Origin of the sequence: Melaminivora jejuensis, from assembly GCF_017811175.1 — a bacterium.
GTDB lineage: Bacteria > Pseudomonadota > Gammaproteobacteria > Burkholderiales > Burkholderiaceae_C > Melaminivora > Melaminivora jejuensis.
In genome coordinates this window covers 3,605,739-3,623,434 of the sequence record NZ_JACWIJ010000002.1, presented here as the reverse complement: position 1 = coordinate 3,623,434, position 17,696 = coordinate 3,605,739, and the positions used below count along the sequence as shown (strand labels likewise).

The following is a 17,696-nucleotide window of genomic DNA, read 5'->3' as shown; positions in this document are numbered from 1 at the left end:
GGGCGGGGTTCACTTGGGCATCCACACGCGCACCAGCGACAGGAGCTTTTCCACATCCAGCGGCTTGGCGATGTAGTCGCTGGCACCGGCGGCCAGGCATTTTTCCTGGTCGTCCTTCATGGCCTTGGCGGTGAGCGCGATGATGGGCAGGCGGCGCCACTCGGGGCGCTTTCGGATCTCGCGCATGGCGGTGAGGCCGTCCATCTCCGGCATCATGATGTCCATCAGCACCAGATCGACGCCGGGGCGCCCTTCCGCACCGGCCTGGGCCAGCTGCTCCAGCGCCTCGCGGCCATTGCGGGCGATCTGCACGCGCGCGCCGGTGGGCTCCAGCACGCTGGACAGGGCGAAGATGTTGCGCACGTCATCTTCCACCACCAGGATGGTGCGCCCGTCGAAGGCCTCCTCGCGGTCGCGCGCGCGCTGCAGCAGGCGCTGGCGGTCAGCCGGCAGCGACGACTCCACCTGGTGCAGAAACAGCGTGACCTCATCGAGCAGCCGCTCGGGCGAGCGCACGTCCTTGATGATGATGGACTTGGAATAGCGGCGCAGCTCCTGCTCCTCCTGGCGCGACAGCGAGCGGCCCGTATAGACGATGACCGGCGGAAACGGCATCCCCTCTTCCTCGGCCATCTGCTTGAGCAACTCGTAGCCCGACAGGTCGGGCAGGTTCAGATCCATCACCATGCAGTCGAAGGTGCCGCCGCGCAGCAGCGCCAGCGCTTGCTGCGCATTGGCGGCGCTGTCGATCTGCACGCCGTCGGCGGCCAGCAGGGCGCACACGCTCTCGCGCTGGCGCTGGTCATCCTCGACCACCAGCAGGCGGCGCATACCGTCGCTGAACTTGGCTTCCATGCGTTCGAGCGCCTGCACCAGCTCGTCGCGCTGCACGGGCTTGAGCGCGTAGCCCACGGCGCCCTGCTCCAGCGCCTTTTGCGAATAGTCGGCCACCGAAATCACATGCACCGGGATATGGCGCGTGGCCGGGTCGTGCTTGAGCTGATCGAGCACGCCCAGGCCCGAGTAGTCGGGCAGGTTCATGTCCAGCAGCACGCCGCTGGGCAGGTGCTGGTGCGCCAGCTCCAGGCCCTCACGGCCACTGGAGGTGGCGATGCACTGGAAGTCCATCTCATGCACCAGGTCGTACAGGATGCGCGCGAAATGGGGGTCGTCCTCGATGACCAGGATCAGGCGCCGGCCCGGTTCGATGTGCGCGCGGTCGTCCAGCGGCATGGCGTCCGGCACATCCGGCCTGCCCGGCGTATCGGCTGCGCCTGCCGCACCCATCGCATCGATCAGCGGCCTGGATTCGACGCTCTGCCCGCCGTGCAGGGCTGGCTGCAGCGCTGGCGCCATGATCGGCAGCGGCTCATCGGACAGGCCCAGCGGTGCGGCCAGCGGCAGGGTCAGCGTGAACACACTGCCTTCGCCCAGGGTGCTTTGCACGCCGATGCTGCCGCCCAGCAGCTGCGCCAGGTTGCGCGAGATCGACAGGCCCAGCCCCGTGCCGCCATATTTGCGGTGCATGCTGCCGTCGGCCTGGCGGAAGGCCTCGAACATCTGCTCCTGCTGATCTGCGGCAATGCCGATGCCGGTATCGCGCACCGCCAGGCTGACGCTGCCTGGCGCGCTGGCATAGACGCGCAGGCGCACCTCGCCCTGCTCGGTGAACTTGAGCGCGTTGAACAGCAGGTTCTTCAGGATTTGCGCGATGCGCTGCTCGTCGGACTGGATGCGCTCGGGCACGCCCGGCTCGATCTCGACTTCCAGCCGCAGGCCTTTTTCCTGCGCCAGTGGCTTGAGCGGCTCGACCACCTGATGCACCAGCCGCGCCAGCGATACATCGTCGATTTCCATGCGCGTCTGCCCGGCCTCGATCTTGGCCAGATCCAGGATGTCGTTGATCAGCGCCAGCAGGTCGTTGCCGGCGCTGTGGATGGTCTGGGCGTAGCGCACCTGCTCGGGCGTCAGATTGCCGGCCTTGTTGTCGGCCAGCAGCTTGGACAGGATCAGGCTGGAGTTGAGCGGCGTGCGCAGCTCGTGGCTCATGTTGGCCAGGAACTCGCTCTTGTACTGGCTGACCTGGGTCAGCTCCTGGGCCTGGTTCTGCAGCGTGTCCTGGGTGCGCAGCAGCTGCTCCTTCTGGTATTCCAGCTCCTGTGCCTGCTCTTCGAGCTGCGCGTTGGACTCCTCCAGGTTGGTCTGCTGCGCCAGCAGCTGCGACTGCGACTCCTGCAGTGCCCGGCTTTGCTGCTCCAGCTCCTCGTTGTTCACGCGCAGCTCTTCCTGCTGGGCCTGCAGCTCCTCGGACTGGCGCTGCGTCTCGTCGAGCAGGCCCTGCAGGCGCGCGCGGTCGAACGCTGCGCGCACCGCCTGGGCCAGTTGCTCCTCGGCGCGGCGCAGGAATTCGATGCCCTCCTCGCCCAGTGGCGAGAACAGGCCCAGCTCGACCACCGCCAGCACCGCCCCGCCCAGGGTGATGGGCATGATCACCAGCTCCCTGGGGGCGCTGCGGCCGGTGGCCGAACCCACCGGCAGATACTCGGCAGGCACGTCGCGCACCTGCATCAGGCGGCGCGATTGCAGCGCCTGCCCGATCAGCCCCTCGCCCGGGTGGATGACAGCTGCGGCGCTTTGCGGCTGCATGGCGAACACACCCACGCGCTCATAGCTGCCATGCCCCTGCGAGGCATACATGGCGCCCACCCGGGCATCGAGCCACCAGGCCAGGTATTCCAGCACGGCGGGCGCCAGCTCATGCATACGCTGCTCGCCCTGCACGCGCACGCCCATGCCCACCAGGCCGCTCTTGATCCAGCTCTCGCGCTCGCGCGAGCGGTGCTCGGCAATGGCCAGCCAGCCCCAGCCACAGATCAACACCAGCAAGATGGCGGTGCTGCCCCAGACCAGATAGTTGGCAGTGCCGAAGGCACTCTCCCAGGCGGTGCGCCGCTCCTGCAAGTCCTGGCGCTCGTCGGCCAGCAGGTCGCGCACGGCATTGCGCGTGCTCTCCATGATGACGCGCGCGTCGTTGCGCAGGACGGCCACCGCTGCCTCGCTCTGGCCCTGGCGTTGCAGTTGCAAGGCACGCGCCAGCTCCAGCATTTCCTTGTTGATCAGGCCCTGGAGCTGGTCGGCGCGCTGCTTGCGCACCAGCAAGCCACGGGTGAAGCCCTGCAGCTTGTCCAGCTCCAGCGGCAATGCTGCCTGCGCCACGGTATAGATGTTCAGCAGCTCTTCGTCATTGGTCAGCAGGAAGCCGCGCAATGCCGACTCAGCGTTCTTGACGTGTGCCCAGACCAGCTGCACCTGGGCGATGGCGTCCACCGTGGTGTTCATCTCGGCCACCACTTCGGCGCGGTCTTCGCTGGAGCGCCAGGTCAGCACGGCAATCAGCATGGCGGCCACGGCAGCCAGGGCGAATCCGGTCAACATGCGCACGGGCAAGCCGGAGCCAGGCCGTACGGTGGGCCGGGGAGGTAGCGAGGAAGCGGGCATGGATGACTTGCGGTAAGGAATGCCGCGCGATGATAGGGAGGCCCGGCCCGTGCGCCTGTAGGGCGAGGTGCCGTGCCAGCCAATTGCTCAGGTATTGACCCGGGTGGAACGGCTGTTCAATGGTGCGCCGGGGGATCGACTACCGGCACATCGACGGGCTGCGCCGGCGGGTCTTCGATCGGGATGGTGTCCGGCCAGGGGGGCTGGGGCGCCGGCTGCGGGGCGGGAGCGGACATGGCTTGCGCCCCCTCAGGGCGCAGCCCGGCTGGCCGGCGCATCGGAGGAGGCCTCATCGGGCAATTGCTGCGTCTGCACGCCGTGCGCGCGGTTGGCGTAGGTGGACAGATCACCTCCAGCGCCATAGCGCCGCGCCTGGGCGCCCGTGCCGGGGTTGGCGCGGTCGGCCTCATCGGGCCGGGAGTCGATGCGCAGGCCGTACTGATTGAAATGCCCCCGATCACGCATACGCGCGCGCTCGGCGGCGGCCAGCCGCTCATCAAGGGAGGGAGGGGTCAAAGGGTGTGTCATGGCAAGGCTCCTGTCCTGTGGAGCTTGGCAAGGACAGGCCGCCCATCCAAGGCCGGCAGCGCGCAAGGCCCTGTAGGACAGGCGCGCACCGCCCGCAGAAATCAGATCCGGCCCTCCGCCGCCGCCAGGCTGGCGCTCTGGCGCGTCCACACGTCGAGCACGAAATCGGCATCCGCAACGCTGCACGCCAGTGTCCAGGGCAGCGCAGCGCGCAGGCACTCGTGGACTTGCGCCCCACTCAGGGCGCAGCCGGCGATCGGATGGCGCCAATGGCAGGCCAGCACGGTCAGCGGCCCTTCGGACAGGGCCAGCAGCCGGGCCAGCAGCCTGTCGAGGTCGGTCGGGGCCAGGTAGTACAGCAGCTCGCTCAAGACCAGCAGATCGAAGTGCCCTGCCGGCCACTGATCCGGCAGCGCTCCCTGGACAAGCTCCACATGGGTCTGCTGGCGCAGGCGCTCACGCGCATTGGCCAGCGCCCGGGGCGAGCAATCGCTGGCCAGCAGGCGATCGCAGCGCGCGGCCAGCTCCCGGGTCAGCAGGCCCTGCGCGCAGCCCGGCTCGAAGGCGCTGGCGTAGCGCGCCTGCGGCAGGCTGGCCAGCACCAGGGCGCGCTTGCGCTGCTCGTACCAGCTGCCCTCCAGCGCCCACGGGTCGGGGCTGCAGCGATACAGCTCGTCGAAACGCCGGACGTGCCATTCGTGCTGCATCGCGATCACGTTCTCAGACGAAGAAATATTCATGCTGCCAGTGCGCGCGCTCGATGATGGCGTCATCGAGCACCGGCGGCAGCTGCGGCGAGCGCGGCAGCCACTGCGAGTGATGGGCACGCAGGGCTGCGATCTTGGCCCGGACGGCCTGGCGCGTGGCTGGCAGCGCGCACAGGCGCTGCCAGGGTATGCCCGGCGCCCCCGGGCTGGCCCAGTGCCACATCCACACCGGCGCCTGCAGCAATTCCAGCCCCAGGCGCCACGCCAGGTCGGCAGCCACGCGGCCGCAGCATTCGTGATCGGGGTGGCCATCCAGGCGCCAGGTGGTCAGCAAGGTATCGCCGGGCCGCAGCAGCTGTTGCAGCGCGGCGTGCAGACGCGAACCGGCCTGGGCTACGCCGCCATCGGGCAGGTGCAGGCGGGTGATCGGCATGTGCAGCAGGTGCAGGCGCGCCAGACCAGCGCAGCGCTCGCTGTCGCGCAGCCTGGCCAGCCAGCGCACGCCCTGGCCGGTCTCGCCGTGGCTGGCCTCGCCGTCGGTCACCGCCACCAGGTGCAGCGCCCCGCCGCAGGCTGCGTGCTGCTGCATCAGCAGGGCGCAGGCCAGCACCTCATCGTCCGGGTGCGGGGCGATGACCACCAGGCGCCGGCTCGGATCGAGCAGCGGTTCGCGGCAGACCCGCACATGCCGCCCCAGCCAGGACTGCCAGACGGCAGGCGCGATACGCGGTGCGGCAATGCGGCGCGCGGCGGGATGGCGGATGTCGTTCATAGCAGCCATCCCGGCTCGGCCAGCGTGCGCAGCGCATCGCCCAGGGCGGCATCGTCGCGCGCGCCGTGGCTTTGCCGGATGAAGACCGGCAGATCGGCTGCACGGCGCGCAAAGCCGGCGTCCAGGCACAGCGGCGCAGCGCCCAGGGCGCGGCAGGTCTCGTCGAGCACCAGCCGGGCGCAGGCTTCGACAGCTTGGCGCACGCGCAGCGCCACCAGCCGGGCATCCGCCGCCGGATGGGTGTCCAGCCAGGCCGCACCCTCGCGCAGCAGTGCCGCCGTGCTGGCCAGGGCCACATCCACACGGCCCAGAGCGGCCAGCAGGAATTGCGTCTGCGGCCTGTCCGCCGCCTGTTGTGCCGCGCGCTGCAAGGCCTGCGCCAGCGCCACTGCCGCACCATGCCAGCAGGCGGCTACACCGGCACCGCCCTGCCAGAAACCGGGCCGCTGCAGATAGGCACCGGGCGCGCCGACCAGCGTGACCGGCACTTCGTGAAACCCCACGCTGGCGCTGGCACTGGCCGCCATGCCGACGGCCTGCCAGGGCTGCGGGTCGATATCGACGCCGGGCTGGCGCAGCGCCACGGCCACCAGTTGCGGCGCCTGGGCATCCGGCGCCCACGCGGTCAGCAGGGCATGGCTGACATCGGCAGCGCCCGAGCACCAGGCCTTGGTGCCGCTGATGCGCGCTGTGGCAGCGCTCTCGTCCGGTTCCAGGTGGACACGGGCGTGGGGCGCCTCGGCAGCCCAGACGGCCCACAGCCGGGGCACATCCCGAGCCAGCCCCGGCTCCAGCGCGGCCTGTCCTGCCCACAGTTCATGCAGGATGGCCAGGGCGTCGGTATGGCCCTCGTACAGCTTGGCCAGGGACAGGTCGCTGGCGCCCACGGCGGCCAGGGCCTGCCAGCGCGCCAGCGTGGCGCCTCGGGCCGGCAGCGGCAGCGCATCCAGGCCCAGCTCGACCAGCCGGCGCAACCGGGCTGCTGGCGGGCCGCTGGCGCTGGCGCCGTCGCGCTCCAGCGCCTGTTGCAGGCACGCCACCAGCGGCTGAGCAACCACTGCAGCCCCAGTCGCAGGGTGTGCCGAATGCGCCGGGCGCGCTGTCTGTGCGCTCATGCCCAGCCCTCCAGGGCGATGAACGCTGCGCCCTGCACCTGCTGGCGCAGCCTGGCCAGATGCGCGCCAAAACCCTCGGGCGCCCGGCAGTCCAGCCGGGCGCTGGTCTGCACGCGGGGCCGGTTCGACCAGGCAATGCGGGCGCCGCTGGCCTGCAGGGCGCGCACCAGCGCCACATCCTCATGGGCGCGCAGCGGCGCAAAACCGCCGGCGCGCTCGTAGGCGCGTGCGCATACCCCAAGGTTGGCGCCGTGGATATGGCGGTGGCCAGGCGCATCGCGATAACGACTCTCGTACCGGGTGCGCAAGCCGCTGTCGCCGGCACTCCAATCCGCCACCTCGACGGTGCCGCAAACGCAGTGCGCGGCCTCGCCCAACTGCGCGGCGATCCAGTCGGGCGCCACCACGCTGTCGGCATCGGTGAAGCTGAGCCAGCGCGCACCCTGCGCCAGCGCGACTGCGGCACCCAGCGCACGCGCCAGGCCCACATTGCGCGCGCGCAGCCCGATGACCTGCACCGGCCAGCCCTGGGCAATGCGGGCCGTGCCATCTCGGCAATCGTCCAGCACCACGATGATGCGCACCTCCTCGCCGCCCAGCTGCGTGCAAGCGCCGGCCCGGCTCAGCGAACGCAGGCATTCGCCCAGGCGCATCTCCTCGTTGTGCGCGGGGACGATGGCGGCAATCATGCGGCGCTCCTGGACGGAGCACGGGCGGGCAGGAATGGCAAGGACATGGGCGCAAGCTGGTCGATTCGGGATGGCGCGATGCTAGAAAGCACCCCCCGGCGCCCCTGTAGGACAAGCCGTGCTGCGGCCATGCGCCGCCGGCGCATCCGCCGGTGCGCCGCAGGATGGCATGGCAGCACAGTTGCTTGTGCAACGCAACTACAGCCAGGCCCGGCGCCGGAAGAACCAGAGCATCCCGGCCACGATGGCGCTCATGAGCGCCAGCACGTACAGATAGCCGTAGCGCCAGTGCAGCTCGGGCATGTTCCAGCGGCTGGCGGTGTCGAAGTTCATGCCGTACAGGCCGGTAATGAAGGTCAGCGGCAGGAAGATGGTGGCCACCACGGTGAGCGCCTTCATGATGTTGTTCATGCGCTGGCTGACCGCCGACAGATACACGTCCAGCAGGCTGGAGGCCATCTCGCGGTAGGTTTCGACGAAGTCGATGATGACCACGCTGTGGTCGTGGCAGTCGCGCAGATAGACGCGCGTGGCCTCGTTGATGCAGGGCGCGTCGTCGCGCATCAGGGCCGCGATGACCTCGCGCTGCGGCCACCAGGCGCGGCGCATGACGATCAGCTCGCGCTTGGCGTAGTGCAGCCGGTTGCGCGCCTCCTGGTTGGCGTCGAGCAAGATCTCGTCCTCCAGCGCCTCCAGCTCGTCGCCCAGCGCGTCGAGCAGCGGAAAGCCCGAGTCCACGATGGTGTCCAGCAGCGCATACAGCAGATAGTCCGCGCCCAGGCGGCGGATCTTGCCGCCGGCGCGAATGCGCTGGCGCACCGGCTCGAACACGTCGCGCTCGCCGTCGTGGATGCTGACCACGAAGTTGCTCCCCAGGAACAGGCTGAGCTGATCGACCTGGCAGACCTCATCCTGGCTGTCGCGCCGCACCAGATTCAGGATGACGAACTGGTGGGCGTCGTAGGCCTCGGCCTTGGCGCGCTGGCCCCGGTGCAGCACGTCTTCGAGCGCCAGCGGGTGCAGGCCGAAGGCCTGTTGCAAATCCTGCAACTGCTGCGCGCTAGGCATCCCCTGCAGGTGCAGCCAGACGACGCCAGGCGTCTGATCGGCGGCTGCAGCGGCTGCTCCAGCGGCCTCGATGGCGGCGCCCGGCTGCTCGTGGACATCGCCCGTGCCGGCGTAGTGCAGCAGCAGGGATTGTGCGGGTGCGGGGGCTGCGCCCTCGTGCGGGCGAGCAGCGGCGGCGAAGGAACCCGGCGCACTGCCGGGGCGATTGGTGCGGCGGCGCAGCGCCTGCCGGCGCAGGGCGCGCAAACGGGTGGTGATGGGGTGCTTCACGCCATCAGGATGCCATGCAGGTCTGCCTGGGCGGGTCAGCCGGCAGCACAACAGCTGCTAGGAGCTGAAAAATTGATAGCAGCTACCGCTTATCCCTCAAGGGTTTGAGGCGGTTTTGTTTGCAAATGAACGTAGAACGGCACAGGCTCCAGACAGAGCACGTCATATTTGCGCATCTTGCGCTTGTCGATGAAGCCGAGTTGGTGCAAGGCGGCAGCGAGCGCGCGCCGGTCATTCGACCGTCACGCTCTTGGCCAGGTTGCGCGGTTTGTCCACATCCGTCCCGCGCGCGCAGGCCGTGTGGTACGCCAGCAATTGCAGCGGCACGACGTGCAAGAGCGGCGACAGCACGCCGTAGTGCTCGGGCATCCGGATGACGTGGATGCCCTCGCTGCTGGCGATGCGCGTGTCGGCGTCGGCCAGCACGTACAGCACGCCGCCGCGCGCGCGCACTTCCTGGATGTTGCTCTTGAGCTTTTCCAGCAACTGGTCGTTGGGCGCCACGGTCACCACCGGCATCTGGTCGGTGACCAGCGCCAGCGGGCCATGCTTGAGTTCGCCCGCCGGGTAGGCCTCGGCATGGATGTAGCTGATCTCCTTGAGCTTGAGCGCGCCCTCCAGCGCAATCGGGTAGTGCAGGCCCCGGCCCAGGAACAGCGCGTTTTCCTTGCGCGCAAAGTCCGCCGCCCAGCTGATGAGCAGCGGCTCCAGCGCCAGCACGGCCTGCAGCGCCACGGGCAGATGGCGCAGGGCCTGCAGGTGCTGCGCCTCCTGCTGCTCATTCAGCCGGCCGCGCGACTGCGCCAGCGCCAGGGTCAGCAAAAACAGCCCGGCCAGCTGCGTCGTGAAGGCCTTGGTCGAGGCCACGCCGACTTCGACGCCGGCGCGGGTGATGTAGGCCAGCTCGCACTCGCGCACCATGGCGCTGGTGGCCACGTTGCACACGGTGAGCGTGCGTCGCATCCCCAGCTTTTGCGCGTGGCGCAGCGCCGCCAGGGTGTCCGCCGTCTCGCCCGATTGGCTGATGGTCACCACCAGCGTGCGCGCATCGGGGACACTGGCGCGGTAGCGGTATTCGCTGGCGACTTCGACCTGCGTGGGGATGGCGGCGATGTCCTCCAGCCAGTAGCGCGCCACCAGGCCACTGTAGTAGCTGGTGCCGCAGGCCAGGATCAGCACCCGGTCGATGTCCTTGAAGACGCGCCAGGCCGCCGTCTGCGCGCCATCGAACAGCTCGGGCACGATGGCCTGAATGCCGTCCAGCGTGTCGGCCAGGGCGCGCGGCTGCTCGAAGATTTCCTTTTGCATGTAGTGCCGGTACGGCCCCAGCTCCGCCGCGCCGCTGTGCGCCAGCACGGTGCGCACCGGGCGCGCAGCCGCGTCCAGCGCCTGCTGGCCATCGGCGCCAAAGATCCAATAGCGGCCCAGCTGCAGATCGACCAGATCGCCCTCCTCCAGATAGACGATCTGGTCGGTGACGCCGGCCAGCGCCATGGCGTCGCTGGCCAGGAAGTGCTCGGCAGCGCCCGCGCCCTCGGCCTGGCCGATGCCCAGCACCAGCGGCGAGCCGGCGCGTGCGCCGACCACGCGCTGCGGCTCGTCGCGGTGCAGCACGGCAATGGCAAAGGCGCCGGCAAGCCGCGCCACCGCCGCGCGCACGGCAGCGAACAGATCGCCGTCGTAGAGGCTGTCCACCAGATGGGCGATGACCTCGGTGTCGGTCTGGCTGGCAAAGACGTAGCCGCGCTGCTCCAGTTCGGTGCGCAGGGCCTCGTGGTTCTCGATGATGCCGTTGTGTACCAGCGCGACGCGGCCCGGGCGCTCGGCCTCGGCCACCGGGGCCACGCCCGGGCCATGACTGAAGTGCGGGTGCGCGTTGTGGACTTGCGGCGCGCCGTGCGTGGCCCAGCGCGTGTGGGCGATGCCGGTGCCGGCCTGCAGCCCGGTCTGCTCGACCTGCGCCATCAGCTCGGCCACGCGCGCCGTGCTGCGCGCACGCACCAGGCCGCCGCCAGCGCCCCCAACTGCATCGGGCAGACTGCCGCCCTGCACGGCCACGCCGCAGGAGTCATAGCCCCGGTACTCCAGCCGCTGCAGGCCCTGCACCAGGATGGGAACGATGTTGCGCTGCGAAACAGCGCCGACGATGCCGCACATGAACACTCTCCGATTCGATGAGTTGTGAATGCTAGAGGGCGTCTGGTGAAAGAAAAATTCTTTTTGCCGCTGGTTTTGCCCGATTTCTCGATCGCGCGCTGCTAGTGAAATTTTCCATCTCATATCATCCGTAAATGGAATTTGAATTCACCACTGATCTGCTGGATCTGCGCCTGCTCGACCAGTTGCAGCGCGATGCCTCGCTGAGCAACCAGGCGCTGGCCGAGCGGCTGGGCATCTCCCCGGCCACCTGCCTGCGCCGCGTGCGCCGGCTGCTGGGCAGCGGCCTGATCGAGCGCCAGGTGGCCATCGTCCAGCCCGAGCGCCTGGCCGCCGTGCAGGGCCACGGGCTGACGGCGATTGCCGAGGTCTCGCTGGATCGCCAGGGCGCCGAGCACCTGGACGCCTTCGAGGCGCGCGCCGTGGCCGAGGACGCGGTGCAGCAATGCTGGCGCGTCTCGCCCGGGCCGGACTTCGTGCTGCTGGCCCAGGTGGCCGACATGCCGCAGTGGCTGCTGCTCACCCAGCGTCTGTTCACCCAGGATGCCAACGTCCGCAACGTGCGCACCTTCTTTGCCACCAGGCGCGCAAAATTCGAGACAAAACAGCCGATTTCCCTTGTCCAGCAAGCGTGAGCAGCTATCAATCCGGGAGTTCAAGCACTCTGTTGGGTTGGAGGTTGGGGGTTGGGGGTTGTACGTGGTGCGTGGAGCCACGCCCAATCGCCTGTCAGGGCCGCCCCTTGACCTACAGCCGTAGCGGCTGCATCTGGCTACATTGGCGACCATCAGCCGTGGGCGACGCGCCTGCGGTCGGCCCAGCATGGAGGACGCATGGAGTTCAAGGACTACTACAAGACCCTGGGCGTAGCCCGGGACGCGACGGCTGACGACATCAAGAAGGCCTATCGCAAGCTGGCACGCAAATACCACCCCGACGTGAGCAAGGAAGCGGACGCCGCCGCCCGCATGGCCGAGGTCAACGAGGCCAACACCGTCCTGTCCGACCCGGAAAAGCGCGCGGCCTACGACCAGCTGGGCCGGGCTGCGCCGCATGGCGCCGGTCAGGGCTTTCGGCCACCGCCCAACTGGGATGCGGGCTTCGAGTTCACTGGCGCGCCGGGTGGCGCCGAGGGCATGGATGGCGCGCAGTTCAGCGATTTCTTCGAGGAGCTGTTTGGTCGCGCGCAGCGCGCCCGCCATGCCGGGCCGGCGGGTGGCAGCGGCCCGCGCGAGCAGCGCGGCAGCGACCATCACGCGCGCATCGAGCTGGAGCTGCCCGACGCCTACCACGGCGCCGAGCGCACCCTGAGCCTGCGCGGCGCGCACCTGGACGCGCAGGGCCGGCTGGTCAACCAGGAGCGCCAGTTGCAGGTCACCATCCCCAAGGGCGTGCGCGAGGGCCAGCTGATCCGCCTGGCCGGCCAGGGCGCGCCTGGCCTGGGCGGCGCGCCGGCGGGCGACTTGTTCCTGGAGGTGCAATTCCGGCCCGACGCGCGCTGGCGTGCCGAGGATCGCGACGTCTATCAGAACGTGCCGGTCGCGCCCTGGGAGGCCGAGCTGGGCGGGCCGATCGAAGTCACCACGCCCGGCGGCCAGACCGTGGAGGTGACCGTGCCGGCGCGCTGGAAGCCGGGGCGCAAGCTGCGCCTGAAAGAGCGCGGCATTCCGGCGGCGACGCCGGGCGATCTGTATCTGGAGCTGCAGGTGGTGCTGCCGGCAGCCAGCACCGAGGCGCAGCAACAGGCCTGGCGCGATCTGGCCCGCGCCTATCCCGCCTTCAACCCGCGCAGCACGCAAGGAGCATGAACATGGCAGCGCACAAATTTCTCGACAACACCCTGGCCGAGCTGCTCGACGAGCACATGCGCCTGTCCCTGGAGGAGCTGGCCCGGGCCTGTTGCGTGCCCCCGGCCTGGGTGGTCGAACGTCTGGAAGCCGGCCTGATCCAGGGTGAGCAGACCCAGGGCCGCTGGCTGTTCAGCAGCACCTGCGTAGTGCGCGCCCGGCGCCTGGCGCGGCTGGAATCCACCTTCGATGCCGATCCGCAACTGGCCGGCCTGACGGCAGACCTGATCGAGGAGGTGACGCAGCTGCGCCAGCGCCTGCGCCAGCTGCAGGCCGGGCAGAGCGGGCTGCAGGAGGCCCGTCAGCCCTGAACGCCCGACCCTGAAAGGCGGGCCAGCAGCAGACAACCTGCACCGGCCCCGGCTTCAGAAGCCGCGCGCTTCAACGGCAGCCCGCCAGTTGCGTCCAGTCGGTCAGGGGGCCCAGATCGCCCCAGGCAGCCCCGGGCACGCCCTGGAAGCGCAGTTGGGCATCGGCCTGGCTGAAGCTCAGGATGCTGCCGCCGCCACTGGCATAGAGGCGGTAGCGCTGGCCAGGCACATCGGTGCGCGTGAAGGTCGGCGGCGCCAGCAGCTCGGGCACGGTGCGCTCGGCCCAGTTCATGACGCACTCGGCCTGCGCGTCCTGCGGCGACAGGGCGCTGCCCGACACCTGCACGCGCAGCGCCTGGCTCCACTCGGCATAGTGGCCGTACAAGCCCTGGCGGCCCTGCAGCAACACGCTGTCGCCAGCACCAGCGCCGAACTGGAAGCGGCCCGCCGGGGCCGGTGCCGGCGGCGTCGCGCCCAGCACCTGCCGGGTGCCGGTCAGCTCGATGTCGTCGATGTACCAGCCGATGCCGGCTTCGGTCTGCGGGTAAAAGCCCGCGCTGCCCTCGACCGCATAGCGCCAGCGCACCTGGATGGTGCGATCGGCATAGGCGGCCAGCGGGATGGTGCGACGCGAAAAGCCGCGTTCCCACTGGTTCGGCCCCTGCCCGGCCTGGCGGTAGATTTCCTGCCAGGTCAGGCCCTCGTCCTGCGAGACCTCGACCAGCGCCAGCTGGGAGGTGGTGGCCAGGCCCAGCCGGCTGGAGAAGCTCAGCTGCGCGGAGCTGTCGGGCACCAGCAGCTCGCGCCACTGCAGCACCTGGTCGCGCCAGGCCGGATGGGCCAAGTGGAAGGAGCGCGCACCACTGGCCTTGTCATCGCCGGTCACGACCGCATAGCCGGGTGATGTGTCGGCCAGCCAGGCCGCGGAGTCGGCCTCGACGTCCTCGCGCAGGATGGCCGGATCGGCCAGGCTGACGGCCCGCCACTGCAGATCGGCGCCGGCCACCGTGGGCGCCAGGGCGTACTCGGCTGCCTGCCCCGCCGCCAGCGCTGCCGGGCCTTGCGGCGTAGCCAGTGGCACGCCGACCGCCGGGTCGAACACCGTGACTTGGTAGCTGAAGCTGCGCGGCTGGCCGCCGACCAGCACGTTGTCCACCTGCACGGCATAGACGGTGTCCTGCGCCGGCCTGGCCCAGCTCATGCCGTCGCGGTAGCTGCCGGGCAGCCAGGCCAGGGTGTTTTCACCGAAGCCATTGCTCACCGGCTCCAGCCGGGTGGCGATCTGCTGGCCGTTTTCCGTCATGCGCACCGTGGCCTGGGAGAAGTCGGCGTTCGGGTAGGACAGCGACCAGCGCGGATAGACCTGCGTCCAGGGCGCATAGCCCGGCGGCGGCCAGGCCACGAAGTCATCGCGCACGGCAGGGCGTGGGTCGCGCAAATGCGCGTCAAACACCCACAGGGCGTTGGCCGGCGTGGCACCCTCCTGCCCTTCCGGGGCGGCGTCGCCCACGCCCATGACGCGCGTTTGCGGGTACAGCACCCAGCGGCGATGGCCCAGGGGGCGTTGCTGTCGCCAAAATCTTGCATGTAGCCGGCGGCTACCGCCTGCGCGCCGGCCGAGCCCAGGCCCAGGTTGGAGTTGGCCGCGCCCTCGGCACCCTCGGGGCTGTAACAGGCCCAGGAGGCGTCGGGGAAGTGGCTGAGCTGCCTTTGCGCCGACATCATCAGCGCGGTCTGCTGCGCCTTGCGGCTGAAGCCCTCGTCCAGCACCACCGCCGCCGGCACCCCGGCCATGGCGCGGAACCAGTTGATGCGCCGCTGCGTGGCCTGCTGGTAAGCCACGCTGGTGCTGCCCGGGTCGCAGCGCGTCACGCTGCCCGTCCAGCCGCTGGACACGCCCTGCGAGGATGCGAACACCGAGGCATAGAACAGCCGCACGGCCTCGCGGTCGTGGGTGTTGACGGCATAGCCCGGGGCCGCCTCGCCCAGGAAGCGGGCGCGCGGCGCGGCCTGGCGCTGCAGGCGCTCGGTCTGCTGCACCGTCGGCGCCGTGGGCGCCTGGGGGCCGACCAAAATAGTCCGGGCGCCGCCTGGCGCCGCATCGGCGGGCTGGGCCGTGGCCAGGCCACCCGCGCCCCACAACGCCAGCAGCAGCGGTGCCAGCACAGCCGGTTCAGGTCGAAACAAGGGAGTCATCGAAAAATTCCGCACCAGGAAGATGTATGAACGAAAGCCGGAAAAACCAAGCAGGCCGGCGCCCGGCCAGTGTCAGGCAGGCGGGGCTGCCGGCCAGTCCAGCTCGACCCGGCAGCCCTGGCCCGCTGCGGCGCTGATGCGGATGTCTGCCGCGTGGCGGCGGGCGATCTCGCGGCACAGCGCCAGCCCCGTGCCCAGGCCTTCGAATTCGGCCTCGCGGTGCAGGCGCTCGAACAGGCCGAACAGCTGCTGCGCGCGCTGCGGATCGAAGCCTGCGCCGTCATCCTCGATGCTAAGGCGTACCCGGCCGTTCAGGGCGCCGGCCTGTATGGCGATGTGCGCCGGGTCACGCCCCCGGGTGAATTTCAGGGCGTTGTCCAGCAGTTGCACCAAGGCGCTGCGCAGCAGGGCCGGATCGGCCAGCAGCCAGGGCATGGCCGGCTGCACCTGCCAGCACACTGCGCGATCCGCAGCGCGCTCGCTCAACTGCGCCTGCACCTGCGCCACCAGGCGGGTGGTGTCCACGGGCTGCGGCTGCAGCGGGGCCGTGGCCGCCTCGTGCAGCGCACGCAGGGCATCGAGCATGGCGGCCATGCGCCGCGCCGAGCGCTCCATGGTGGCCATGCAGTCCAGCGCCTCGGCCACCTGTTGCGGCGCCTGGGGCAGCTCGCCGCGCAATTCGTCCAGCAACTCGCGCACCAGGACGCCGTAGGAGGTCACATGGCGCAGCGGCGCGCGCAGGTCATGCACCACGCGCGCCATGAAGGCCTGCTGCGCGGCCAGCAGTTCGGCGTTGTGCTGGCGCAGTCGGGCCAGTTCGCCGGCTGCTCCGCCCGCCGCCTCAGCCGGGTGACCCTGCGCGGGCCCGGCCCCGGGCCGGGACTGTCCAGGCTCAGGAAAGTCCCCCGCGCTCATGGCTGCGACTGCGGTGGCGTCTTGCTCGGCCTTTTCCAGTTGGTGATGCTCACCTGGCGCCCACGCGCCACGCTCAGGGCGCCGGCAGGCGTGTCCTTGGTGATGGTGGAGCCGCCCGCCACCGTGCCGCCAGCGCCCAGGGTCAGCGGCGCCACCAGCACGCAGTTGCTGCCCACGTGGACATCGGCCTCGATCACCGTGCGGTGCTTGTGGGCACCGTCGTAATTGGCGGTGATGCTGCCGGCGCCGTAGTTGACGCGCGCGCCCACGCTGGCGTCGCCCAGATAGGCCAGGTGGTTGGCCTTGGCGCCGTCGGCCAGTTGCGCATTCTTGACCTCGACGAAGTTGCCGATGTGGACATCGCGCCCCAGCTGCGTGCCCGGGCGCAGCCGGGCAAACGGCCCGACCAGCGCGCCCGCGCCGACCTGCACGCCGGCGGCCTCGCCGTCGATGTGCGTGTAGGGATGGATGACGGCGCCGGCCTCGATGCGGGCGTTGGCGATGTGGCAATAGGCACCGATGCGCGCGCCGGCGCCGACCTCCACCCGGCCCATGAAGATGCAGCCAACGTCGATTTCCACGTCCTGCCCGCAGACCAGCTCGCCGCGCGTGCCGCTGCGCGCGTCCTGGCGCAGATCGAAGCGCGCCGGATCGAGCAGGCGCACGCCCTGCTCCATCAGGGCCTGCGCCTGGCGCTGCTGGTGCGCGCGCTCCAGCTGCGCCAGTTGCGCCGGGCTGTTCACGCCCTCGACCTGCAGCGCGTCCTGGATGCGGTGTGCGACCACCGCCACCCCCTCCTGCACGGCCTGGGCCACGATATCGGTCAGGTAGTACTCGCCCTGGGCGTTGCCGTTGGACAGCCGCGCCAGCCAGGGCGCCAGCCAGCGCGCCGGCACGGCCATGATGCCGCTGTAGATCTCGGTGATGGCGCGCTGCGCATCGCTGGCGTCCTTGTGCTCGACGATGCGCTGCACGGCATCGCCCGCGCCGCGCACGATGCGGCCATAGCCGGTCGGATCGGGCAGGCTCACGCTGAGCAGGGCCAGGCGCTCGGGCCGGGCGGCGGCCAGCAGCGCGGCCAGCGTGTCGGCCCGGGTCAGCGGCACGTCGCCCGAGAGCACCAGCACCGTGCCGTCGCCGGCCAGCGCCGGCAGCGCCTGCTGCACGGCGTGGCCTGTGCCCAGCTGCGGCTCCTGGCGTGCGGTTTTCAGGTCAAATCCGGCTCCAGCCCTTGTCCAGTCAGCGCAGGCAGCTTCCACTTCTGTAGCGCCGTGGCCGGTCACTACGACCACCCGGCGCGGCGCCAATTGCGCCGCCTGATCCAGCACATGGTGCAGCAGGGGCCGGCCAGCCAGGCGCTGCAGCACCTTGGGCAGGCGGCTTTTCATGCGCGTGCCACGGCCTGCGGCCATGATGATGATGTCCAGGGGAGAGGTCATTGGGTCGGTCTGCAAAAAGGCCAGGAGTGCGGCCTCGGGAATCTAATTTGATAGCTGCTGGCGCTTGCCTGGCAAGGGTTTGAGCCGATTTTCATGCAAAACTACAAGCTGGCAGCAGGAGCCGGCGCCCAGCCAGCCTGGCGGCAAGCATAGCCGTGTGCGGCGCGTGCCTGGCGCCTGTCTG

Annotated in this window: 15 protein-coding genes; 3 read left to right on the top strand and 12 right to left on the bottom strand. The window is 70.0% G+C overall.

From position 1 onward, the window contains the following. Positions 1-9: 9 nt before the first annotated feature. The 8 genes from IDM45_RS16930 to glmS all read right to left on the bottom strand — a co-directional run bounded on the left by IDM45_RS16930 (position 10) and on the right by glmS (position 10,804). Complete coding sequence (locus IDM45_RS16930) at positions 10-3,498, bottom strand: response regulator (protein WP_232653675.1); 3,489 nt, start codon at positions 3,496-3,498, stop codon at positions 10-12. Positions 3,499-3,747: 249 nt separating this feature from the next. Further along, entirely contained in the window at positions 3,748-4,026 is a 279-nt protein-coding gene (locus IDM45_RS16925) for a hypothetical protein (protein ID WP_209423885.1), read from the bottom strand. Between the two features lie 101 nt (positions 4,027-4,127). Then, entirely contained in the window at positions 4,128-4,733 is a 606-nt protein-coding gene (locus IDM45_RS16920; protein WP_209423884.1) for an SAM-dependent methyltransferase, read from the bottom strand. 13 nt (positions 4,734-4,746) lie between these two features. Further along, on the bottom strand, positions 4,747-5,505 hold the full coding sequence (locus IDM45_RS16915; protein WP_232653677.1) for a PIG-L deacetylase family protein: 759 nt from the start codon (positions 5,503-5,505) through the stop codon (positions 4,747-4,749). Next, positions 5,502-6,620 carry an acyl-CoA dehydrogenase family protein gene (locus IDM45_RS16910; RefSeq protein ID WP_209423882.1) on the bottom strand — a complete coding sequence of 373 codons (1,119 nt, stop codon included), beginning with the start codon at positions 6,618-6,620 and terminating at the stop codon, positions 5,502-5,504. The genes IDM45_RS16915 and IDM45_RS16910 overlap by 4 nt, the downstream gene beginning before the upstream one ends. After that, positions 6,617-7,309 carry a glycosyltransferase family 2 protein gene (locus IDM45_RS16905; RefSeq protein WP_209423881.1) on the bottom strand — a complete coding sequence of 231 codons (693 nt, stop codon included), beginning with the start codon at positions 7,307-7,309 and terminating at the stop codon, positions 6,617-6,619. Before IDM45_RS16905 ends, IDM45_RS16910 begins: the two co-directional genes overlap by 4 nt. 198 nt (positions 7,310-7,507) lie before the next feature. Further along, the gene (corA, locus tag IDM45_RS16900; protein WP_209423880.1) at positions 7,508-8,647 is read right to left on the bottom strand and encodes a magnesium/cobalt transporter CorA; all 1,140 of its coding nucleotides are present in this window, start codon (positions 8,645-8,647) and stop codon (positions 7,508-7,510) included. Between the two features lie 231 nt (positions 8,648-8,878). Beyond that, a complete protein-coding gene (glmS, locus tag IDM45_RS16895; RefSeq protein ID WP_209423879.1) occupies positions 8,879-10,804 on the bottom strand; it encodes a glutamine--fructose-6-phosphate transaminase (isomerizing) in 1,926 nt (641 codons plus the stop codon). Positions 10,805-10,938: 134 nt separating this feature from the next. Here glmS and IDM45_RS16890 point away from each other — a divergent pair, with 134 nt between their 5' ends. The 3 genes from IDM45_RS16890 to IDM45_RS16880 all read left to right on the top strand — a co-directional run bounded on the left by IDM45_RS16890 (position 10,939) and on the right by IDM45_RS16880 (position 12,962). Then, positions 10,939-11,439, top strand: a complete 501-nt coding sequence (locus IDM45_RS16890; RefSeq protein ID WP_209423878.1) for an Lrp/AsnC family transcriptional regulator — start codon at positions 10,939-10,941, stop codon at positions 11,437-11,439. 198 nt (positions 11,440-11,637) lie between these two features. Then, positions 11,638-12,612 carry a DnaJ C-terminal domain-containing protein gene (locus IDM45_RS16885; protein ID WP_209423877.1) on the top strand — a complete coding sequence of 325 codons (975 nt, stop codon included), beginning with the start codon at positions 11,638-11,640 and terminating at the stop codon, positions 12,610-12,612. Between the two features lie 2 nt (positions 12,613-12,614). Then, entirely contained in the window at positions 12,615-12,962 is a 348-nt protein-coding gene (locus tag IDM45_RS16880) for a chaperone modulator CbpM (RefSeq protein ID WP_408631656.1), read from the top strand. A 70-nt stretch (positions 12,963-13,032) separates the two neighbouring features. On the opposite strand, the gene IDM45_RS16875 is transcribed toward IDM45_RS16880, so the two are convergent. The 4 genes from IDM45_RS16875 to glmU all read right to left on the bottom strand — a co-directional run bounded on the left by IDM45_RS16875 (position 13,033) and on the right by glmU (position 17,512). Next, positions 13,033-14,379 (bottom strand): hypothetical protein, encoded by a 1,347-nt coding sequence (locus tag IDM45_RS16875; protein ID WP_209423875.1) that lies wholly within the window; start codon positions 14,377-14,379, stop codon positions 13,033-13,035. After that, entirely contained in the window at positions 14,262-15,149 is an 888-nt protein-coding gene (locus IDM45_RS16870; RefSeq protein WP_209423874.1) for a CAP domain-containing protein, read from the bottom strand. Before IDM45_RS16870 ends, IDM45_RS16875 begins: the two co-directional genes overlap by 118 nt. An 81-nt stretch (positions 15,150-15,230) precedes the next feature. After that, entirely contained in the window at positions 15,231-16,073 is an 843-nt protein-coding gene (locus IDM45_RS16865) for a sensor histidine kinase (RefSeq protein ID WP_209423873.1), read from the bottom strand. Next, complete coding sequence (glmU, locus tag IDM45_RS16860) at positions 16,070-17,512, bottom strand: bifunctional UDP-N-acetylglucosamine diphosphorylase/glucosamine-1-phosphate N-acetyltransferase GlmU (RefSeq protein ID WP_209423872.1); 1,443 nt, start codon at positions 17,510-17,512, stop codon at positions 16,070-16,072. Before glmU ends, IDM45_RS16865 begins: the two co-directional genes overlap by 4 nt. Between the last annotated feature and the right edge of the window lie 184 nt (positions 17,513-17,696).

What these genes read in the sequence shown, in the direction of transcription:
- IDM45_RS16905 (WP_209423881.1), bottom strand. Translation starts at nt 7,309, where the DNA reads ATGATTGCCGCCATCGTCCCCGCGCACAACGAGGAGATGCGCCTGGGC.
- IDM45_RS16930 (WP_232653675.1), bottom strand. Translation starts at nt 3,498, where the DNA reads ATGCCCGCTTCCTCGCTACCTCCCCGGCCCACCGTACGGCCTGGCTCC.
- IDM45_RS16920 (WP_209423884.1), bottom strand. Translation starts at nt 4,733, where the DNA reads ATGCAGCACGAATGGCACGTCCGGCGTTTCGACGAGCTGTATCGCTGC.
- IDM45_RS16880 (WP_408631656.1), top strand. Translation starts at nt 12,615, where the DNA reads ATGGCAGCGCACAAATTTCTCGACAACACCCTGGCCGAGCTGCTCGAC.
- IDM45_RS16910 (WP_209423882.1), bottom strand. Translation starts at nt 6,620, where the DNA reads ATGAGCGCACAGACAGCGCGCCCGGCGCATTCGGCACACCCTGCGACT.
- IDM45_RS16885 (WP_209423877.1), top strand. Translation starts at nt 11,638, where the DNA reads ATGGAGTTCAAGGACTACTACAAGACCCTGGGCGTAGCCCGGGACGCG.
- IDM45_RS16865 (WP_209423873.1), bottom strand. Translation starts at nt 16,073, where the DNA reads ATGAGCGCGGGGGACTTTCCTGAGCCTGGACAGTCCCGGCCCGGGGCC.
- glmS (WP_209423879.1), bottom strand. Translation starts at nt 10,804, where the DNA reads ATGTGCGGCATCGTCGGCGCTGTTTCGCAGCGCAACATCGTTCCCATC.
- IDM45_RS16915 (WP_232653677.1), bottom strand. Translation starts at nt 5,505, where the DNA reads ATGAACGACATCCGCCATCCCGCCGCGCGCCGCATTGCCGCACCGCGT.
- IDM45_RS16890 (WP_209423878.1), top strand. Translation starts at nt 10,939, where the DNA reads ATGGAATTTGAATTCACCACTGATCTGCTGGATCTGCGCCTGCTCGAC.
- glmU (WP_209423872.1), bottom strand. Translation starts at nt 17,512, where the DNA reads ATGACCTCTCCCCTGGACATCATCATCATGGCCGCAGGCCGTGGCACG.
- IDM45_RS16925 (WP_209423885.1), bottom strand. Translation starts at nt 4,026, where the DNA reads ATGACACACCCTTTGACCCCTCCCTCCCTTGATGAGCGGCTGGCCGCC.